Annotated in this window: 18 protein-coding genes; 7 read left to right on the forward strand and 11 right to left on the reverse strand. The window is 69.2% G+C overall.

Annotation, left to right across the window (positions count from 1 at the left end; translation table 11 throughout):
• Positions 1–32 precede the first annotated feature (32 nt).
• Positions 33–1,814: an arginine--tRNA ligase gene (gene argS, locus A9Z05_RS23295; RefSeq protein ID WP_069620188.1), complete on the reverse strand. Its 1,782-nt coding sequence runs from the start codon at positions 1,812–1,814 to the stop codon at positions 33–35.
• A 200-nt stretch (positions 1,815–2,014) separates the two neighbouring features.
• Between argS and A9Z05_RS23300 the strand changes: the two genes are divergently transcribed.
• A complete protein-coding gene (locus A9Z05_RS23300; RefSeq protein ID WP_006489103.1) occupies positions 2,015–2,338 on the forward strand; it encodes a DUF1840 domain-containing protein in 324 nt (107 codons plus the stop codon).
• 111 nt (positions 2,339–2,449) lie between these two features.
• Here the strand turns inward: A9Z05_RS23300 and metH are convergent, their stop codons facing one another.
• From metH to A9Z05_RS23325, 5 genes are all read right to left on the reverse strand, one after another.
• Positions 2,450–5,167 (reverse strand): methionine synthase, encoded by a 2,718-nt coding sequence (metH, locus tag A9Z05_RS23305; RefSeq protein ID WP_069620189.1) that lies wholly within the window; start codon positions 5,165–5,167, stop codon positions 2,450–2,452.
• Positions 5,168–5,208: 41 nt separating this feature from the next.
• Positions 5,209–6,276 carry a homocysteine S-methyltransferase family protein gene (locus tag A9Z05_RS23310; protein ID WP_069620190.1) on the reverse strand — a complete coding sequence of 356 codons (1,068 nt, stop codon included), beginning with the start codon at positions 6,274–6,276 and terminating at the stop codon, positions 5,209–5,211.
• Between the two features lie 201 nt (positions 6,277–6,477).
• Positions 6,478–6,735 carry a DUF3567 domain-containing protein gene (locus A9Z05_RS23315; RefSeq protein WP_006477667.1) on the reverse strand — a complete coding sequence of 86 codons (258 nt, stop codon included), beginning with the start codon at positions 6,733–6,735 and terminating at the stop codon, positions 6,478–6,480.
• A 247-nt stretch (positions 6,736–6,982) separates the two neighbouring features.
• Complete coding sequence (locus A9Z05_RS23320; RefSeq protein ID WP_069620191.1) at positions 6,983–8,236, reverse strand: DUF3108 domain-containing protein; 1,254 nt, start codon at positions 8,234–8,236, stop codon at positions 6,983–6,985.
• A 113-nt stretch (positions 8,237–8,349) separates the two neighbouring features.
• The gene (locus tag A9Z05_RS23325) at positions 8,350–9,216 is read right to left on the reverse strand and encodes an IclR family transcriptional regulator (protein ID WP_069620192.1); all 867 of its coding nucleotides are present in this window, start codon (positions 9,214–9,216) and stop codon (positions 8,350–8,352) included.
• Positions 9,217–9,345: 129 nt separating this feature from the next.
• Here A9Z05_RS23325 and A9Z05_RS23330 point away from each other — a divergent pair, with 129 nt between their 5' ends.
• From A9Z05_RS23330 to rfaE2, 6 genes are all read left to right on the forward strand, one after another.
• Positions 9,346–10,338, forward strand: a complete 993-nt coding sequence (locus A9Z05_RS23330; protein WP_069620193.1) for a fumarylacetoacetate hydrolase family protein — start codon at positions 9,346–9,348, stop codon at positions 10,336–10,338.
• Between the two features lie 130 nt (positions 10,339–10,468).
• A complete protein-coding gene (locus A9Z05_RS23335; protein ID WP_069620194.1) occupies positions 10,469–11,296 on the forward strand; it encodes an enoyl-CoA hydratase/isomerase family protein in 828 nt (275 codons plus the stop codon).
• Between the two features lie 81 nt (positions 11,297–11,377).
• Complete coding sequence (locus tag A9Z05_RS23340; protein ID WP_069620195.1) at positions 11,378–12,124, forward strand: PhaM family polyhydroxyalkanoate granule multifunctional regulatory protein; 747 nt, start codon at positions 11,378–11,380, stop codon at positions 12,122–12,124.
• Positions 12,125–12,148: 24 nt separating this feature from the next.
• Positions 12,149–13,375: a patatin-like phospholipase family protein gene (locus A9Z05_RS23345; protein WP_069620196.1), complete on the forward strand. Its 1,227-nt coding sequence runs from the start codon at positions 12,149–12,151 to the stop codon at positions 13,373–13,375.
• A 465-nt stretch (positions 13,376–13,840) separates the two neighbouring features.
• Complete coding sequence (locus A9Z05_RS23350; protein WP_011353352.1) at positions 13,841–14,719, forward strand: diiron oxygenase; 879 nt, start codon at positions 13,841–13,843, stop codon at positions 14,717–14,719.
• 170 nt (positions 14,720–14,889) lie between these two features.
• Positions 14,890–15,375 (forward strand): D-glycero-beta-D-manno-heptose 1-phosphate adenylyltransferase, encoded by a 486-nt coding sequence (rfaE2, locus tag A9Z05_RS23355; protein WP_069620197.1) that lies wholly within the window; start codon positions 14,890–14,892, stop codon positions 15,373–15,375.
• Between the two features lie 16 nt (positions 15,376–15,391).
• Here rfaE2 and A9Z05_RS23360 read toward each other — a convergent pair whose 3' ends face one another.
• The 5 genes from A9Z05_RS23360 to A9Z05_RS23380 all read right to left on the reverse strand — a co-directional run bounded on the left by A9Z05_RS23360 (position 15,392) and on the right by A9Z05_RS23380 (position 18,845).
• Positions 15,392–15,634: a hypothetical protein gene (locus A9Z05_RS23360; protein ID WP_069620198.1), complete on the reverse strand. Its 243-nt coding sequence runs from the start codon at positions 15,632–15,634 to the stop codon at positions 15,392–15,394.
• A gap of 203 nt (positions 15,635–15,837) precedes the next feature.
• Positions 15,838–16,638, reverse strand: a complete 801-nt coding sequence (locus A9Z05_RS23365) for a type III pantothenate kinase (protein WP_069620199.1) — start codon at positions 16,636–16,638, stop codon at positions 15,838–15,840.
• The gene (locus A9Z05_RS23370; RefSeq protein WP_069620200.1) at positions 16,635–17,555 is read right to left on the reverse strand and encodes a biotin--[acetyl-CoA-carboxylase] ligase; all 921 of its coding nucleotides are present in this window, start codon (positions 17,553–17,555) and stop codon (positions 16,635–16,637) included. Before A9Z05_RS23370 ends, A9Z05_RS23365 begins: the two co-directional genes overlap by 4 nt.
• A gap of 5 nt (positions 17,556–17,560) precedes the next feature.
• Positions 17,561–17,971 carry a hypothetical protein gene (locus A9Z05_RS37950; protein ID WP_256122076.1) on the reverse strand — a complete coding sequence of 137 codons (411 nt, stop codon included), beginning with the start codon at positions 17,969–17,971 and terminating at the stop codon, positions 17,561–17,563.
• A gap of 28 nt (positions 17,972–17,999) precedes the next feature.
• A complete protein-coding gene (locus A9Z05_RS23380; protein ID WP_069620201.1) occupies positions 18,000–18,845 on the reverse strand; it encodes a tetratricopeptide repeat protein in 846 nt (281 codons plus the stop codon).

An 18,845-nucleotide genomic window follows, 5' to 3' on the forward strand; every position in this document is an offset into this window, starting at 1 on the left:
TCGCGGCCCGGTCCGGGGCCGCGCTGACATCCTTACATCTTGGCGGGCGCGGATACGCCGAGCACCGCCAGGCCGTTCTCGAGCACCTGCCGCGTCGCGGCGAGCAGCGCGGCGCGCGCATTGCGCGGGGCTTCGTCGTCGACCAGCACGCGCTCCGCATTGTAGAACGAGTGGAATTCGCCAGCGAGATCGCGCAGGTAGAACGCGACCGCGTGCGGCGCCAGCTCGTTCGCCGCGTGCGTGAGCATGTCCGGATACTCGGCGAGCTTCTGCATCAGCGACGCCGCCTGCGCGCTCGTCAGTTGCGACAGGTCGGCGCCCGGCAGTTGCGCGACGTCGACGTTGTAGCGCGACTTCAGTTCGTTGAGCACCGAGCAGATCCGCGCATGCGCGTACTGGACGTAATAGACCGGGTTTTCGTCGTTCTGTTTCAGCGCGAGGTCGATGTCGAACACGAACTCGGTATCGGCCTTGCGCGAGATCAGGAAGAAACGCACCGCGTCGCGGCCGCGCGTGATGGTCGCCTCGTCGATCAGGTCGGGTGCCGCTTCCTGGCCCGCGGCCGCGCCGCCCGACCATTCGATCAGGTCGCGCACCGTCACGTAGCTGCCCGCGCGCTTCGAGATCTTCACTTCCTGGCCGTCGCGCATCACCGTGACCATCTTGTGCAGCACGTAGTCGGGATAGCCCTTCGGGATCCCGATGTGCAGCCCCTGCAGGCCGGCGCGCACGCGCGCGATCGTGCCGTGGTGGTCCGAGCCCTGGATGTTGATCACCTTCGTGAAGCCGCGCTCCCACTTCGTCACGTGGTACGCGACGTCCGGCACGAAGTACGTGTACGTGCCGTCCGACTTGCGCATCACGCGATCCTTGTCGTCGCCTTCGTCGGTCGTGCGCAGCCACAGCGCGCCGTCCTGCTCGTAGGTCATGCCGGCCTTGATCAGCGCGTCGACCGTCTTCTCGACGCGGCCTTCGCTGTACAGCGACGACTCGAGGTAGTACTGGTCGAACTTCACGCCGAACGCCTGCAGGTCCATGTCCTGCTCGCGACGCAGGTACGTGACCGCGAACTTGCGGATCGCGTCGAGATCCTCGACGTCGCCCGCGCCCTTGACCGGCTCGCCGTCCGACGCGGCGACCGTTTCGCCGTTCAGGTAGTCGCGCGCGATGTCGGCGATGTACTCGCCGTTGTACGCGGCTTCCGGCCAGCCCGCGTCGCCCGGCTTCAGCCCGCGGGCGCGCGCCTGCGTCGAGATCGCCAGGTTGCCGATCTGCACGCCCGCGTCGTTGTAGTAGAACTCGCGGTGCACCGCATAGCCCTGGCTCGCGATCACGTTCGCGAGCACGTCGCCGAGCGCGGCCTGGCGGCCGTGGCCGACGTGCAGCGGGCCGGTCGGGTTGGCCGACACGAATTCGAGCAGCACCTGCTTGCCTTTCTCGCGATCCGACGTGCCGAACGCGCGGCCCTGGTCGAACACGGCGGCGATCACCGCCTGTTTCGCGGCGGCCGACAGGCGCAGGTTGATGAAGCCGGGGCCGGCGATCTCGGCGGCTTCGACGAGGCCCTGCGCGGCCGGCTGCGCGGTCAGCGCGGCGACGATCTGCTCGGCCAGCTGGCGCGGGTTCGCGCCGAGCGGCTTCGCGAGCTGCATCGCGACGTTGCATGCGACGTCGCCGTGCGCGGCGACCTTCGGGCGCTCCAGCGTGATGGCGGGGGCGACGAACGCCGCGTCGGCGCCTTTCAGCGCGTGTGCGACCTGCTTGACGCTATCCGCGAGCAGGGCTTCGAGGGTCTGTTTGTGTGCTGGCAGCATGCTGGTAGAAGGCTTCGTTGGTGGCGGCCGGAAATGCCGGGCCGCCGGCGCGCTTTTTAAGCGCGCGTTTCAGGGATCGCAGAATTTTAACAGGTGCTAATATGCCGCTCAGGCGGCCCGCGTCCGCGAGGCCGGACGCCGGTCTGTGGGCGTTCCCCAACCGCGCCGCGCAGGCACAACAAGATGAAAAGGGAATTGTCATGATTACGTTCAAGAGCAAGGCGGCACAGGATCTCGACGTGCTGAAGGATTTCGCCGTGTATGTGCTGGGTCTCGTCGGCAAGCAGCTGGGCGAGCGCGGTGTGATTACGCACGACGAACTGGACCACGCGATCGCCAAGCTGGAAGGCGCGGTCGCGCAGGCGAAGCAGGAGCGCGCCGAGCACGCTGGCCATTTCCACGAGGACGAAGCCGACCACGCGCACCACGAAGTGCCGCCGAGCCTGGCCCAGCGCGTCGCGCCGTTCCTGACGATGCTGCGCGAAGCGAAGGCCGGCCAGGCCGACGTGCACTGGGGCTTCTGAGCTTCCTTGCCTGGCGGATCGAACGGTTCGCCGGACAGCAAAAAGCCCGCGTTCGAGCGGGCTTTTTATTTTGTATGATGAAAGGGCGGCCGGGCCGCCCGTTTGCGTCGATCAGAGCTGCGGCGCGAGCGCGCGGCGCGCGTCGTCGAGCGACAGCGCCATGCGTTGCGCGTAGTCCTCGAGCTGGTCCTGCCCGATTTTGCCGACCGAGAAATAGCGGCTGTCCGGATGCGCGAGGTAGAACCCCGACACGCTCGCGGCCGGCAGCATCGCCAGCGAATCGGTCACGCTCATGCCGATCTCGTCCGCGTGCAGCACGTCGAACATGTCGCGCTTCACGAGGTGGTCGGGGCAGGCCGGGTAGCCGGGCGCCGGGCGGATGCCCGCGTACTTCTCGGCGATCAGCGCGTCGTTGTCGAGCGTCTCGCCGCTCGCATAGCCCCACAGCTCGCGCCGCACGCGCGCGTGCATCGCTTCGGCGAACGCTTCCGCGAAGCGGTCGGCGAGCGCCTTCAGCATGATCGCGCTGTAGTCGTCGTGGTCGGCTTCGAACTGCTTTTCCTTCACGTCGACGCCGAGGCCGGCCGTCACCGCGAACATCCCGATGTAGTCGGCCACGCCCGATTCCTTCGGCGCGATGAAATCGGCCAGCGAACGGTTCGGCCGCATCACGCCGTCGACCACCGGGCGTACGCTCTGCTGGCGCAGGTTGCGCCACGTGAGCAGCACTTCCGAGCGCGACTCGTCGCTGTAGATTTCGATGTCGTCGTCGTTGACCGTGTTGGCCGGCAGCAGCGCGATCACGCCGTTCGCGGTCAGCCAGCGGCCCTGGATCAGCCGCGCGAGCATCGATTTCGCATCGGAGAACACGCGCCGCGCCGATTCGCCGACGATCTCGTCGTTCAGGATCGCCGGGTACGGGCCCGCGAGATCCCAGGTCTGGAAGAACGGGCCCCAGTCGATGTAGTTCGCGAGTTCGTTCAGGTCGTAATTCTTGAACACGCGGCGGCCGATGAACTTCGGCTTCACCGGCTGGTAGCCGGCCCAGTCGATCTTCGTCTTGTTCGCGCGCGCGTCGGCGAGCGTGACCATCGGCTGCGCCTTGCGGTTCGCGTGCTGGTCGCGAATGCGTTCGTAATCGGACTTCAGCTCGTCGAGGTACTTCGCCGCGCCTTCGTCCGACAGCAGGTTCGACGCGACCGACACCGAGCGCGATGCATCGGGCACGTAGACGACCGGGCCTTCGTAGTGCGGCGCGATCTTCACGGCCGTGTGCACGCGCGACGTCGTCGCGCCGCCGATCAGCAGCGGAATCTTCTTCACGCGGAAGTAGTCGTCGCGCTGCATTTCGGACGCGACGTACGCCATTTCCTCGAGGCTCGGCGTGATGAGGCCCGACAGCCCGATGATGTCCGCGCCCTCGACCTTCGCCTTCGCGAGGATCTCGTTGCACGGGACCATCACGCCCATGTTGACGACTTCGAAGTTGTTGCACTGGAGCACGACCGACACGATGTTCTTGCCGATGTCGTGCACGTCGCCCTTCACGGTCGCGATGACGATCTTGCCCTTCGCGCGCACGTCGCCCCCCGCTTCCGCGAGCAGCCGCTTTTCTTCCTCGATGAACGGGATCAGGTGCGCGACCGCCTGCTTCATCACGCGCGCCGACTTCACGACCTGCGGCAGGAACATCTTGCCCTGGCCGAACAGGTCGCCGACGACGTTCATCCCGTCCATCAGCGGCCCTTCGATCACATTGATCGGACGGCCGCCTGCCGCGGCGATCTTCGCGCGCGCTTCTTCCGTATCGTCGACGATGAAGGTCGTGATGCCGTGCACGAGCGCGTGCGCGAGGCGCTTCTCGACCGGCTGGTTGCGCCACTCGAGGTTCTCTTCCTTCTTCGCGGCGCCGGTCTTGAACTTGTCGGCGATCTCGAGCAGGCGGTCGGTGGAATCCGCGCGGCGGTTCAGGATCACGTCTTCCACGCGCTCGCGCAGCTCCGGGTCGAGATCGGCGTACACGCCGAGCTGACCCGCGTTCACGATGCCCATGTCCATCCCCGCCTGGATCGCGTGGTACAGGAACACGGTGTGGATCGCCTCGCGCACCGGGTCGTTGCCGCGGAACGAGAACGACACGTTCGACACGCCCCCGCTCACCTTCGCGAACGGCAGGTTCTGCTTGATCCAGCGGGTCGCCTCGATGAAGTCGACCGCGTAGTTGTTGTGCTCCTCGATGCCGGTCGCGACCGCGAAGATGTTCGGGTCGAAGATGATGTCTTCCGGCGGGAAGCCGACTTCGTTCACGAGGAAGTCGTACGAGCGCTTGCAGATCTCGGTCTTGCGCTCGTACGTATCGGCCTGGCCGGTTTCGTCGAACGCCATCACGACCGCGGCCGCGCCGTAGCGGCGGATCAGGTTCGCGTGGTGGCGGAACGCGTCCTCGCCTTCCTTCAGCGAGATCGAGTTCACGATCGCCTTGCCCTGCACGCACTTGAGGCCGGCTTCGATCACGTCCCACTTCGACGAGTCGATCATGATCGGCACGCGCGCGATGTCCGGCTCCGATGCGATCAGGTTCAGGAAGCGCACCATCGCCGCCTTCGAGTCGAGCATCGCCTCGTCCATGTTGATGTCGATCACCTGCGCGCCGTTCTCGACCTGCTGGCGCGCGACGGCGAGCGCCTCGTCGAACTGGCCGTTGAGGATCATCCGTGCGAACGCCTTCGAGCCGGTGACGTTGGTGCGTTCGCCGACGTTGATGAAGAGCGTCCCGGGCGTGACGTTGAACGGCTCGAGGCCGGCAAGGCGCATCATGTGATCGGTCATGGCGGTGCGAATTCTTTTGATGATGGACGTGGGGCGGTCGGTCAGGCGTTGTCGCTGTACTGGTTCGGCCAGCGGCGCGGCTTCACGTCGGCGAGCGCCTTCGCGATCTCGGCGATGTGCTCGGGCGTCGTGCCGCAGCAGCCGCCGGCGAGGTTCACGAGCCCGGCCTGCGCGAATTCCTTCAGCAGGCCCGACGTGACGTCGGGGGTTTCGTCGAAACCGGTGTCGCTCATCGGGTTCGGCAGGCCCGCGTTCGGGTAGCACGACACGTAGGTGTCGCACAGCTTCGCGAGCTCGGCGATGTACGGGCGCATCAGCGCCGCGCCGAGCGCGCAGTTCAGGCCGAACGTGAGCGGCTTCGCGTGACGCAGCGAATTCCAGAACGCCTCGACGGTCTGGCCCGACAGGATCCGGCCCGACGCATCGGTGACGGTGCCGGAGATCATGATCGGCAGGCGCTCGCCGGTGTCCTCGAACAGCTCGTCGAGCGCGAACAGCGCGGCTTTCGCGTTCAGCGTGTCGAAGATCGTCTCGACGAGGAACAGGTCGACGCCGCCGTCGAGCAGTGCCTTCGCCTGCTGGTAGTACGACGTGCGCAACTCGTCGAACGTGACGTTGCGTGCGCCCGGATCGTTGACGTCCGGCGAGATGCTGGCCGTCTTCGGCGTCGGCCCGATCGCGCCCGCGACGAAGCGCGGCTTGGTCGGCGTCGCGTATTTCGCGGCCGATTCGCGCGCAAGCTTTGCCGATGCGACGTTCATCTCGACGACGAGGGCTTCCATCCCGTAGTCGGCCTGCGCGACGGTCGTCGCGCCGAACGTGTTGGTTTCGACGATGTCGGCGCCGGCCGCGAAGTACTGGTCGTGGATCTCGCGGATGATCTGCGGCTGCGTGAGCGACAGCAGCTCGTTGTTGCCCTTGATGTCGCGCGGGAAATCCTTGAAGCGCTCGCCGCGATACGCGGCCTCGTCGAGCTTGTAGCGCTGGATCATCGTGCCCATCGCGCCGTCGAGAATCAGGATGCGCGATTTCAGCAGCGCAGGCAGGGCGGCGCCGCGCGTGTAGGACGCGTCGAGCGGGACGGGAGCGGCGAGAGGAGTCGCAGACATGGGCGGAAGACCGGCGAAGACGGAAAACCGTCATTGTAGCCGGTGCGTCAAGCGGTCGCCGGCCCCCGCCGCGCGGCCGGCCGGCCCGCCAAATGAAAGCCCCCGCCGGCGAGCCGGACGGGGGCAGGATCGGAGTGCACGCGGCGCCGCATCGATGCGCGGCGAATGGCCCGGCCGCGTGACGCGCCGGGCCGCGGGTCGTCAGTGCAGCACGACGGGCATCATCATCAGGCTGTCGAATTGTCCGAGGAATTCGTCGACCTCGTCGAGCGACGGTTCATCCTCGATCAACTGCTTCACGTGCGCGCGGAATCGTTCGGCAAGTTCGCCGTCGATGAAGATTTCGCGCTGCGCGTTCTTGTCGACGATTTCGTATCCGCCGGCATTCATCAGGTGATGGCCGGCCTGCGGCGCAAATTCGACGACGCAGTAGTTGGGGCTGTTGTAGATCATTTGCATGGCGGCACTCCTCTTCGCAGTGGCATCTGGCCTTGTTGTCCCCTAGGTGGGGCAAGCCTCGCCGGTTTCAAGGGGCTTGCGCTGCACACCCCGTTCTCCCGTTTGCGTGGGGTGTATCGGTTAGAAGCCGATGTCTATCAAACGTTTCTCATTGTGAGCCGGTGGACTGAAATAGTTGTTAAAGAGTGTCATCGGCCATTTCCGGGGAAACTGTAATCGGTCGAAATTGCCGATTCCTGTGCGTCTATCACTGTGTGACAGTCGACGACGTCGGTGGTTGCATCGTCGCGGGCGGTGCCGACGGTGCCGGTTCCGCCGGCGACGCAGGTGATGGAGCGGGCGTCGGCGCCGCGGCGGGCGCGTTCGTTGCGCCGCCGGGCGGGGCGGCGTCGGCAGGCACGTTCGGTGCGGCGAGGCGGCCGTGCCACAGCAGCTCGATCTGCGCACCGTTCGGCTCGGTCTGCACCAGCCGCGCGGGCAGCCAGCCGAGCGACGGCGCGAGCCACATGTCGATGCGGCGCGTGTCGCCGTCGCGGCGCGGCAGGCGCATGAAGTGTCGCGCCGCGACGATGCCGGCCTGCGTCTGCACCTGCTCGTCGCCGATCACGGTGATCGGCCAGGTCTCGCCGCTATTGTTGTCGATCACGAAGAACTGCTGCGTGACGCCCGGCTTGTAGGCCGCGGGATTGCCGCGCAGCAGCCCCGACAACTGCATCAGCATGCTGAACCGGTCCTGCACGCCGTCGGGCAGCGGCGTGTTGTTCGGCGTGCGCGTGAACACCACCTGCCGGATCTCGCGGTTGAAGATCGCGATGTCTTCCGGCCGCTTGCCGCGTTTCTCGACGTAACGGTCGGGCGCGACGCCGAATGCGTCGATGCGGCCTTCGCTGCGATAGGTGAACGGGCCGACGAACGGCACCGGCATCGACACCGACAGGTCGTACGTGTGCCCGTCGGTGCGCCAGTGGATCGTGCCGATCATGTTCTGCATGCCGTTGTAGAACGTGTCGTACTGCAGGTCGCCGGACGGCGGCGCGGCGAACTTCACGCCGCTCGTGGCAGGCCCCGGTGTCGCGGCGCTGGCGCCCGCGGCCGACGCGGCTTGCGCGCCGGAGGCCTCCGGTGTGCCGCTCGCCGCGGACGCGGCGGCAGCCGGCGGTTCGCCGTGCTCGGCCGTTTGCGTGGACGTGAGCACCGGCTCGTGCGACGGCGCGGGTTTCGGCGGGGCGGCCTTCGGCGCGGCAGCCTTGGGTGCGGCCGGACGTTCGACCGGCTTCGGCTCCGGTGGCGCCGGTTGACGCTCGATCGGCTGCGGTTTCAGCAGTTCGATCTGCACGGGGATGTCGGCGGGCGGCGGCGGCGTGAACGATTCGCGGTTGCGCATCAGCCAGAACCCGGCAAGCGCGTGCAGCACCAGCACGGCGACGAGCGCGACGCCCACCCGCAGCCAGCGGCGGGGCAGGGCGTGACTCGGGCGAAGGTCGGCGGGCTGGTTCGGCATCGGAACAGGATCGGGCGCGTGGGTGACGTCGGGCGCGCGGCGCGCGCCACAGGAATCGGACCGCCGGATGCGCTGCGCGTTCGCGAAGCGTGACGTCGCGTGAACCGGATGCGTCAGGCGTCGCGTGCGTCGGGACTATAGCCGAGTTCGTAAGACAGTTTCTGCGCGCATGCGCGCAGCGCGGTGTCGATCTCGCCGCCCCACGCGATGTCGAACGAGCCTTCCTGGCCGAGCGCGATGATCGCGAGCGCGAGTTCGCCGACCGCGTCGAACACGGGCATGCAGAACGCGTGGATCGTCGGCAGCAGCATCCCCTCGACGCGCGCGGCCTGGTGCTCGCGCACGTCGGCGAGCACCGCATCGACTTCGTCGAGCGTGCGCGGGCCGCCGTGATGCGGCGAGCGGCGCGTATCGGCGAGTTCGCGCTCGAGCATCGCGGCGGTCTTGCTGCGCGGCAGGTACGCGGCGAACAGCAGGCCCGTCGCGGAGCCGAGCAGCGGCATCACGTCGCCGAGCTTCAGCGACGCCTTCGCCGGATGGCTCGATTCCATCCAGTGCACGATCGTCGGCCCCTGGTTGCCCCATACCGCGATGCCGACCGTCTGGTCGAGACGGTCGCGGAATTCGGTCAGCGCGATCCGCGCGAGCTTCACGCCGTCGACGCGCGCGAGCCGCGCGAGGCCCATCTGCAGCGCGAAGCCGCCGAGCTCGTAGCGTCCCGAGACGGGGTCCTGCGACACGACGCCGAGCCGCGAGAAGCTGACCAGGTAGCGGTGCGCCTTCGCCGGGCTCATCCCCGCGCGCTGCGCGAGATCGCGCAGCATCATCGCGCGCGGCTCGCTCGTCAGCACGTCGAGCAGGCGGAAGCCGACCTCGATCGACTGGATGCCGGAACGGACTTTTTCGCCGTGCTCGCCGGAGGCGGCGTCGTCGGTATCGGAGTCGGCGAGATCGTCGTCGGGGAGCGGGCTGGCGGGCATGGGCAACGGGTGCGCGAAAATGCGACAGGAAACGGGGCGAAAACGGCGTGCGCGATCATGGCGCGCCGCAGGGATTCACCATCGTAAAATAGATTCCCTCCATCGTCACTACAACGGCAGATCCTCCCTATGAAACTTGCTTCGCTGAAGGACGGCACGCGCGACGGCCAGCTGATCGTCGTGTCGCGCGACCTGCACACCGCGGCGATTGCCGATGCGGTCGCGCCGACGCTGCAGCGCGTCCTCGACGACTGGGCGTTCTACGCGCCGCAACTGCGCGACCTGTACGACGCGCTGAACCACGGCCGCGCGCGCAACGCGTTCGCGTTCGATCCGGCCAACTGCATGGCGCCGCTGCCGCGCGCGTTCCAGTGGGCCGACGGCTCCGCGTACGTGAACCACGTCGAGCTCGTGCGCCGCGCGCGCGGCGCCGAGATGCCGCCCGAGTTCTGGACCGATCCGCTGATGTACCAGGGCGGCAGCGACGATTTCCTGGGGCCGCGCGACGACGTCGTGTGCCCGTCCGAGGAATGGGGCATCGATTTCGAGGCGGAGGTCGCGGTGATCACCGGCGACGTGCCGATGAGCGCGTCGCCCGACGACGCACTGAAGGCCGTGCGGCTCGTCACGCTCGTGAACGACGTGTCGCTGCGCAACCTGATTCCGGCCGAACTCGCGAAGGGCTTCGGCTTCTTCCAGAGCAAGCCGGCCACCGCGTTCGCGCCGGTTGCCGTCACGCCCGACGAGCTCGGCGACGAATGGCGCGAGGGCCGCGTGCACCGCCCGATGATCGTCCACTGGAACGGCAAGAAGGTCGGCCAGCCTGACGCCGGCACCGACATGGTGTTCCACTTCGGCCAGTTGATCGCGCACGCGGCGAAGACGCGCAACCTGCGCGCCGGCTCGATCGTCGGCTCCGGTACGGTGTCGAACAAGGACGCGAAGCGCGGCTACTGCTGCATCGCCGAGAAGCGCTGCCTCGAGACGATCGAGCACGGCGCGCCGCAGACCGAGTTCATGCGCTATGGCGACACCGTGCGCATCGAGATGTTCGATGCGGCCGGCAAGTCGATCTTCGGCGCGATCGAGCAGTCGGTTTCCCCGCCCGACGGCGCGGCATAAGCGGCGCGGTACGCAACGCGCCGGCGACACCCGGCTTCGGCCCGCGCGCCGGGTTTCGCCCGATGTTTGACCGCGCGGGCTTGGCTACACTCGATTCAAGCGTTCGACCGCCTCGAGCAAGGAGCAGCAGATGGCCGATCTCGCCGCATACGGCGGTTACGAAGCACTGAAGGTGACGCGCCGCGACCATGGCGTGCTCGACATCGTGATGAGCGGCGAGGGCGCGAACCGCAGCGGCCTCGCGACCGCGAACGCGCGCATGCATCGCGAGCTCGCCGACATCTGGCGCGACGTCGATCGCGATCCCGACACGCGCGTCGCGGTGATCCGCGGCGAAGGGAAGGGCTTCTCGGCGGGCGGCGATCTCGCGCTCGTCGAGGACATGGCGAACGATTTCGACGTGCGCGCCCGCGTGTGGCGCGAGGCGCGCGACCTCGTCTACAACGTGATCAACTGCAGCAAGCCGATCGTGTCGGCGATGCATGGCCCGGCCGTCGGCGCGGGGCTCGTCGCCGGGCTGCTTGCCGACATCTCGATCGCCGCGAAGGATGCGCGCATCATCGACGGCCATACGCGGCTCGGCGTCGCGGCCGGCGACCACGCGGCGATCGTGTGGCCGCTGCTGTGCGGGATGGCGAAGGCGAAGTACTACCTGATGCTGTGCGAACCCGTGAGCGGCGAGGAGGCCGAGCGGATCGGGCTGGTCTCGCTCGCGGTCGAGCCGGCCGACCTGCTGCCGAAGGCATACGAAGTGGCCGAGCGGTTCGCGCACGGTTCGCAGTCGGCGATCCGCTGGACCAAGTACGCGCTGAACAACTGGCTGCGCACGGCCGGGCCGACCTTCGATACGTCGCTCGCGCTCGAATTCATGGGTTTTTCGGGGCCCGACGTGCAGGAAGGCATCCGCTCGCTGCGCGAACGGCGCCCGCCCGCATTTCCCGGTGACGCGCCGTTCTGACGTGCGCGCTATGATCGAACCATGCGCGGCTGCGCGGTGCACGGCGGCCGCCTCGCTCTCCCAGTCAACCAGGATGCCCGTATGACGACCGATGCCTCCGGCGCGAACCCTTTCGCCGGCTTTGCCGGGTTCCAGCCCGCCGACATGATGGACCGGATGTGGGACATGATCCGGATGTCGCCGTTCGGCGGGATGGCGCCGTTTCCGGGCGCCACGCACGGGCTGCCGCCGTCGCTGTCGAGCATGTCCGACATGATGTCGCCGCTCACGAACGTCGAGGAGCTCGACAAGCGGATCACCGATCTGCGCGCGGTCGAGCAGTGGCTGAAGCTCAATCTCGGGATGCTGCAGTCCGCGATCCAGGCGCTCGAGGTGCAGCGCGCGACGCTCGCGACGCTGCGCGCGTTCGGCGCGTTCGCGCAAAGCTCGATGTCGGCGGCCGAGGACGCGGCCGTGGCCGCCGCGCAGGCCGCTAAACCCGCGTCGGCGGGCGGGGCCGCGCCCACGGCCGATGCCGCGGCGCCCGCCGCGGATGCGCCGGAAGGCGACCCCGCGCAGCAGCCGTTCGACCCGTCCGGCTGGTGGAACCTGCTGCAGACGCAATTCAACCAGCTCGCGAGCCTGGCGATGGCGCAGCCGGGCATGCAGCCCGCTGCGCCGGACGCCGCGCCGCCGGAGACCGCCGCCGCGCCCGAACCCGCCGCGAAGTCCGCCGCGGCCGCGCCGCGCAAGCCCGCCGCGAAGCGCGCGAAGCCGTCCGGTTCGGCCGCGGCGCGCGCGGCGGCCGCTTCGTCGCCGGAAACGCGTCCGCCGAAGCGCTCGACGTGATGCGGCGCAGCTAGCAGGTCGATCATGCGACTCGCGCTCGTTCTGATGGGAGGCGGCGCGCGCGCCGCCTACCAGGTCGGCGTGCTGAAGGCGCTGGCCGAGATCGCGCGCGAGGCCGATCCGCAGCGGCATACGGTGCCGTTCTCGGTCGTGTGCGGTTCGTCGGCCGGCGCGATCAACGCGACGTCGATCGCGAGCCACGCGGACGACTTTTCCCATGGCGTGCGGCGCCTGCTCGAATTCTGGGAGCCGCTGCGCGCCGATTACGTGTATCGCACCGACTGGCTCGGCATCGCCGGCGCCGGCGCGCGCTGGCTCGCGACGATGACGTTCGGCTGGGCGGCCCGCCGCTCGCCGCGCGGGCTGCTCGACAACACGCCGCTCGCGCACCTGCTGCAGCGCGAGCTCAGCTTCCACCGGATCGAGCAGATGCTCGAGGCGCGCCTGCTGCACGCGCTCGCGGTTACCGCGCTCAGCTATTCGAGCGGCCGGCACCTCACGTTCTACCAGGCCGCCGAGCCGATCCAGGCATGGCGTCGCGCGCAGCGCACCGCGCGGCTCGTCGACCTGTCGGCGTCGCACCTGCTCGCGTCGTCGGCCATTCCGTTCGTGTTCCCCGCCGTGCCGCTCGTGCTCGACGGGCAGGTCGAGTACTTCGGCGACGGCTCGATCCGGCAGATCGCGCCGCTGTCGCCGGCGATCCACTTCGGCGCGGACCGGATCGTCGTCGTCGGCGCAGCCGATCCGCGGCCCGAGATTCCCGCCGCAAATGGCACGGGACGGGCCCGTGGCTACCCGACGCTCGCGCAGATCGGCCAGCAGGTGCTCGCGAGCGTGTTTCTCGACTCGATCGGCTCGGACATCGAACGGATCGAGCACATCAACCGGATGATCGAGCACCTGCCGCACCAGGTCGAGATCGACAGCGGCTGGCGGCACGTCGACGTGCTCGCGATTGCGCCGTCCGAGCGCATCGAGCTGATCGCCGCGAAGCACCTGAAGCAGATGCCGGCGACGATGCGCGGGCTGCTCGGCGCGATCGGCGGCAGCCAGCCGGCCGGCGCGTCGTTCGCCAGCTACCTGCTGTTCGAGGAAGCGTTCACGCGCGAGCTGATCGAGCTCGGCTACCGCGACGGCCGGGCCCAGCGGGAGACGCTGGCCGGCTGGATCGCGGGGGCGGACGGCGGCAGCGCACCGGCGGCCGGCACGCCGCCGGAAGGCGGGCTCGCGACCGGCGAAATGCGGGTCTGACACGCGCGGGCGCACTGTAAGGTTGCGTTTTCGCGACGGCTGGCCGCGACCGATCGCCGCACCGCGGTGGGCGGCGCGCGACCGGCCGGGCGTCTCGGAACCGTCATGCACGCGTGCTATCATGGCCGCCGCCGTATACACCATATCGAGCAGCCCGCCGATCCGGCATCCGCACGGGACCTTTCGGGGAACCCGCCTGGGGCAGGGGACGGGCGCGCCAACGAGCCGGCCAGCGCCGGCCCCCACTCAGGCAAGCGCGGCCGGCTCCGCACGAACGGAGCGGGTTGCGGCATGCCCAACGGCGGCCACGCGGCCGCCTGGCTGCCGGACGAGGAATCGGCGTCCGGCGGGCCGGTTTCCCGCGTAAAATTACAGTCTTGGCTGCAAAAAGCGCGCGTGGCGCGCTCGCGCGGCAACAGTCACGTTTAGAGAAGTCGCATTGCGCAGAACAGGGGTGGGACCATCATGAACACCATGCTTTATCCGGAACTTTACAGGTCGCTCGAAGCTGTCCGCTGGGACATGGAGAAGGACATTCCGTGGGACAAGTTCGACGCTTCGCTGCTCACCGACGAGCAGGCGAAGACGATCAAGATGAACGCGATCACCGAATGGTCGGCGCTGCCCGCGACGGAAATGTTCCTGCGCGACAACCAGCACGACAGCGATTTTTCCGCGTTCATGAGCGTGTGGTTCTTCGAGGAGCAGAAGCATTCGCTCGTGCTGATGGAATACCTGCGCCGCTTCAAGCCGGAGATGGTGCCGACCGAAGAGGAACTGCACGCGGTGCGCTTCCAGTTCGATCCCGCGCCGCCGCTCGAGACGCTGATGCTGCACTTCTGCGGCGAAATCCGCCTGAACCACTGGTACCGCTGCGCGGCCGACTGGCACACCGAGCCCGTCATCAAGCAGATCTACGAAACGATTTCGCGCGACGAAGCGCGTCATGGCGGCGCGTACCTGCGCTACATGAAGAAAGCGCTGAACAACTGCGGCGACGTCGCCCGTGCCGCATTCGCGAAGATCGGCGTGCTGATGGCGTCGGCGCGTCGCACCGAGAAGCCGCTGCACCCGACCAACCTGCACGTGAACCAGGCGCTGTTCCCGCGCGACACCGTGCAGTCGCGCCTGCCGGATCCGGAATGGCTCGAGCGCTGGCTCGACGAGCAGATCCGTTTCGACGGCGAGTGGGAGAAGAAGGTCGTCGAGCGGATCCTGCACAACCTGTCGATCCTGTTCGAGCGCACGTTCGCGACCGCGCAGGAACTGAACCGCTACCGCAAGGAGGTCACCGGCCGCCTGCAGGCCGAAAGCGGTCCGTCGTCGGCCGCGCAGCCGGCCTGAGGTCGGCAGGCGCCGCCGCCGGCGCGATTCGCCCCGATTCGCCCCGATTCGCGCGCGGCTCGCGGCACCGTGTCGAATGCGTTGCATGAAGCCCGCCCGGCCGGTCCGGCGGGCTTTTTATCGGGTGCCGCCGTCGCGCGCACCGTCGTTCATTCCGTCCGATCTCCATCATGTCCGCCACCTTCGAACGCAAGCTGATCACCCGTGATGCCCTCGTCGCGCTGCGCGCGTCGCTGCCGTCGCCCGTCGTGTTCACCAACGGCGTGTTCGACATCCTGCATCGCGGTCACGTCACGTATCTCGCCGATGCGAAAGCGCTCGGCGCTTGCCTGATCGTCGGCGTGAACAGCGATGCGTCGGTGCGCATGCTCGGCAAGGGCGACGACCGGCCGATCAACCGCGAAGAGGATCGCGCGGCATTGCTGGCGGCGCTGGAAAGCGTCGACTGGGTCGTGACGTTCGCGGAAAAGACGCCCGTGTCGCTGATCGAGGCCGTCCGTCCGGACATCCTCGTGAAGGGCGGCGATTACGACATGGACGCGCTGCCGGAATCCGCGCTCGTGCGCGGCTGGGGCGGCCGGGCGCTGGCAATTCCGTTCGAGCACGACCGCTCGACCACTGCGTTGTTGAAGAAGGTGCGCGCGCAACAGTCCTGAGCGGGGCGCGGCGCCGTCACGGGGCCGATGCCGAGAGCGGTGCGGTCGTGACGGCCGGCGCGGCGATCGGGCCGCCGACGATGGGCTGGTCGGTCGCCCGCACGAGCGGTGTCACGCGCAATGCGTCGGGCTGCACCTGCCGAGACAGCACGCCGGGTTCGCGCGGGCCGGCCGCCGGCAGCGGCCCGAACACGCCGCGCGCCACCACGAACGCGAGCATGTTGGCGAGAAAGAGAACAGCGATCAGCCAGCGCAGCATCGTCGAAACTCCTTGTCGTCATCGACGTGGTTCACGTCGTTCAGTCGAGCCGGCCGCATGGCCGGCTTTTTTCATGGCTTCCGTCGACCGTTCGTGCGGGCCGCTGGCGCGGCATCGCGCGTATTCGTCGGCGTGACGCGGGCCCGTCTGGACCCGCTTCGCCCTGCTTCGCCACGCGCCGGCGCGATGCCGGCGCCTGTGCATCAATCCTGCGCCGTTGCCGGGCCGGCCGCGTCCGTTGCGATCAGCGCGAGCCCGGACAGGATCAGCGCGTCATGCCGCGTATGCGGGACCGTCAGCGCACGTGCGATGTCGTCCGCCGCACCGCCAGCCAGCACGAGCCGCACCGGCGCCTGCCACGCGGCGACGAGATCGCGCCACGCGCGTTCGATCAGCCCGGCCTGCGCGTACAGGCAGCCGGCCGACAGCGAGCGCGGCGTATCGACCTGGAACGGTTCGGCCTGCGCGCCCGCGAGCAGGTCGCTGGCGATATCGGTGGTCAGCGTCGGCAACTGTGCGGTGTACGTGCCGAGCGCGCGCATCATCAGCGCCCAGCCCGGCGCGATCAGCCCGCCCGTGAAGCGACCGTCCGCGCGCAGTGCCTCGAGCGTCGTCGCGGTGCCGAACGTCGCGATCAGCAGATGCTCGCCCGGAAACGCCGCGTGCGCGCCGATCAGGCCGGCCCACCGGTCGCTGCCGAGCTGTTCGGGCGTCGTATAGCCGTTCGTCACGCCGCATTGCGCGGGGCGCGAGCGGATCGTCGTGCGCGGCAAGCCCGGCCAGCGCGCGTCGAGCAGCGCGTCGATCCGTGCGGCCACGTCGGCGCCCGCGACGTTCGAGATCCACGCGCCGCGCGGCCGCGGCAGCATCGACCAGTCGGGATCGGCGCCGCCGTCGCGCGTGTGGCCGAACGCGCCCGTGTCGACGAGCGTGCGCCGCGCGTCGGCGAGCGCCCACTTGATCCGGCTGTTGCCGGCGTCGATCAGCAGATGCGGTTCGCTCATTGCGCTTCGCGCAGCGACACGTCGCCGGCTGCGATCGTTTGTACGCCGCTCGGCGTGTCGAGCAGCAACTGGCCGGTCGCGTCGATGCCCGTCGCGATGCCGCGCGCGCGCTCGACGCCCTGTTCGAGCAGCACGACTTCGCGGCCCGCGTACGCGTGCAGCGCGTGCCAGCGCGGCAGGAACGGCGCGAGGCCGTCGGTGCCGAACTGCGCGAGCGCGGGCGTGAGCGCGTTCAGCGACGCGGCGAGCGTATCGGTGAGGTTCGCCGACGCGCACGCGATCGACAGCGCGGCGGGCGGCAGCCCGCTTGCAAGCGCGGCTTCGCGCGCGCGCAGCGCGTCGACCTGCGCGGCGACGGCTTCCGCGCCGCGCACGTTGATGCCGAAGCCGATCACGACGGCGGTGGCGTCGGCGGTGGTCCAGACGGTTTCGATCAGGATCCCGGCGAGCTTGCCGACGATGCGCGGCGCGCCGTCGTCGTCGGCCGTCAGCAGCAGGTCGTTCGGCCATTTGAGCGCGACGCGCATGCGGGCGTCGAGCGGCAGCGTGGCCAGCCCTTCGGCGAGCGCGACGCCGATCGCGATGCTGAGGCCGCCGAGCGCATCGACGGCGCGCGGCACGATGCAGCCGACCGAGCACAGCAGCGCATTGCCGGGCTGCGCGAACCACGGGCGGCCCTGCCGGCCGCGGCCGGCCGTCTGCTCGAACGCGACGCGCACGAGCGGCGCGGGCAATGCGCTCGCGCTGCGCGGCAGCGCCTTGAGCCGAGTCGCGACGTCGGCGTTGGTCGAGCCGGTGGCGGCGACGATGTCGAGCGGCCACGCGCGCGGCGCGGCATCGAGGTGCGCCTCGAGCCGGGTGCGCGCGATGTGCGCGTCGCCGGATTCGGGCGTGTCGGAGGAGGTGGGGGCGTTCATGGCGCCTATTGTAGCGACAGGGGGCGGGCGCGCGCGCCGGACGGCGCACGCAATCTGCAGGGTGGCGGGCGCCGTCGCGCGGCTTGGTGCTTTTCCATCCGCTTCAGCGCCTCGATGTCTTCTTCGGTTGTCATTTCGCAGGCCGGCAGCGTCTTGCCCTTCAGCGCCGGGCCCTGCCGGGCCGACACGAGGATCCGCGCGCCGCCCGGGCCGCGGACGGTCAGCCGGCGCGAATAGCCGACGGACGATGCCCCTGGCAGGTGGCCTTTCTCGAGCGTGAGCTGATAGCGCTCGGCGAGCCGGTCGGCGACTTCGCCGTCGAGGCGCCCCGCAACCGGTTCCGTTTCCGTTTCCGGACGACCGCTACGCAGCGCGTGGATGGCGCATGCGAAGCAACCACCGTTCGGCCGGGTCACGCCCGCGCGCGTCCCGGCCGAACGGCCGTCACGGCGCGACCACCGGGTGCTTCAGCGCATGCGCGGTCTCGATCCACTGCGCGTGGAACTCGTCCGCGTCGGGCCGAAGCCCGAGTTCGCCGTTGCGATAGGCCATCGCGAGCGTCTGCACGGCTTCCGGCAGTTCATGCTCGGCAGCCCGGCGATACAGCGCGAGCGCGCGCGCTTCGTCGCGCGGCACGCCGCTGCCGTCGCGGTACGCGTTCGCGAGCATGAAGTCGGCGGCCGGGATGTCCGCGCGCGACGCGATGTCGAACCAGTGCGCGGCCTGCACCGGGTCGGCGGCGATGCCGTAGCCGCTGCGGTAGATCAGCCCGAGGTAATACGCGGCGGCCGGATCGCCGTTCGAAGCCGCTGCGCCGAGCAACGCGCGGGCGCGCGCATAGTCTTTCGGGAGATCGCCGCTGCCGAGCAGCAACGCCTTGCCGAGCGCGAGCTGCGCGCGCCGCGCAGCCGGCCCATCGGCCTTGTCGTCGGCCGCCGCGGCCGTTTCCAGCCAGCCGCGCCCCTCGTCGCGCAGCCCCGGCTCATGCGCATCGACGAGCGCGATGCCGAGCGCCGCCTGCGCTGCGCCCGAGCCGCGGCGCGCGAGCGTGCGCAACCGGGCCAGCGCATGCGGCTCGGTCGCCTGCGTGACCATCGCCTGCCATTCGTCGAGCTGCGCGGCGCTCGGCGCGGGGCCGGCGCCGCGCAGGCCGGTCGCCGCGACGACGGCCGCGACGGTCACGGCCGCCGCCGCGAGCAGCGCGGCCGGCGGGAGTTTCGCGCGCAGCACGCGCCGCGCGGTGGCAGCGAAGCCGGTTTCGGCGGGCCGCATCGTCCGGATCGGTTGCAT

The sequence above is a fragment of the Burkholderia sp. A2 genome, assembly GCF_001729305.1.
GTDB classification, from domain to species: Bacteria; Pseudomonadota; Gammaproteobacteria; order Burkholderiales; family Burkholderiaceae; genus Burkholderia; species Burkholderia sola.

Bases quoted from the DNA above. Each gene is read 5' to 3' on its own strand.
- rfaE2 (WP_069620197.1), top strand. From the start codon at position 14,890: ATGTCCGCCACCTTCGAACGCAAGCTGATCACCCGTGATGCCCTCGTC.
- A9Z05_RS23370 (WP_069620200.1), bottom strand. From the start codon at position 17,555: ATGAACGCCCCCACCTCCTCCGACACGCCCGAATCCGGCGACGCGCAC.
- A9Z05_RS23300 (WP_006489103.1), top strand. From the start codon at position 2,015: ATGATTACGTTCAAGAGCAAGGCGGCACAGGATCTCGACGTGCTGAAG.
- A9Z05_RS23340 (WP_069620195.1), top strand. From the start codon at position 11,378: ATGACGACCGATGCCTCCGGCGCGAACCCTTTCGCCGGCTTTGCCGGG.
- A9Z05_RS23350 (WP_011353352.1), top strand. From the start codon at position 13,841: ATGAACACCATGCTTTATCCGGAACTTTACAGGTCGCTCGAAGCTGTC.
- A9Z05_RS23330 (WP_069620193.1), top strand. From the start codon at position 9,346: ATGAAACTTGCTTCGCTGAAGGACGGCACGCGCGACGGCCAGCTGATC.
- A9Z05_RS23310 (WP_069620190.1), bottom strand. From the start codon at position 6,276: ATGTCTGCGACTCCTCTCGCCGCTCCCGTCCCGCTCGACGCGTCCTAC.
- A9Z05_RS23320 (WP_069620191.1), bottom strand. From the start codon at position 8,236: ATGCCGAACCAGCCCGCCGACCTTCGCCCGAGTCACGCCCTGCCCCGC.
- A9Z05_RS23360 (WP_069620198.1), bottom strand. From the start codon at position 15,634: ATGCTGCGCTGGCTGATCGCTGTTCTCTTTCTCGCCAACATGCTCGCG.
- argS (WP_069620188.1), bottom strand. From the start codon at position 1,814: ATGCTGCCAGCACACAAACAGACCCTCGAAGCCCTGCTCGCGGATAGC.
- metH (WP_069620189.1), bottom strand. From the start codon at position 5,167: ATGACCGATCACATGATGCGCCTTGCCGGCCTCGAGCCGTTCAACGTC.
- A9Z05_RS23380 (WP_069620201.1), bottom strand. From the start codon at position 18,845: ATGCAACCGATCCGGACGATGCGGCCCGCCGAAACCGGCTTCGCTGCC.
- A9Z05_RS23325 (WP_069620192.1), bottom strand. From the start codon at position 9,216: ATGCCCGCCAGCCCGCTCCCCGACGACGATCTCGCCGACTCCGATACC.
- A9Z05_RS23345 (WP_069620196.1), top strand. From the start codon at position 12,149: ATGCGACTCGCGCTCGTTCTGATGGGAGGCGGCGCGCGCGCCGCCTAC.
- A9Z05_RS23315 (WP_006477667.1), bottom strand. From the start codon at position 6,735: ATGCAAATGATCTACAACAGCCCCAACTACTGCGTCGTCGAATTTGCG.
- A9Z05_RS23365 (WP_069620199.1), bottom strand. From the start codon at position 16,638: ATGAGCGAACCGCATCTGCTGATCGACGCCGGCAACAGCCGGATCAAG.
- A9Z05_RS23335 (WP_069620194.1), top strand. From the start codon at position 10,469: ATGGCCGATCTCGCCGCATACGGCGGTTACGAAGCACTGAAGGTGACG.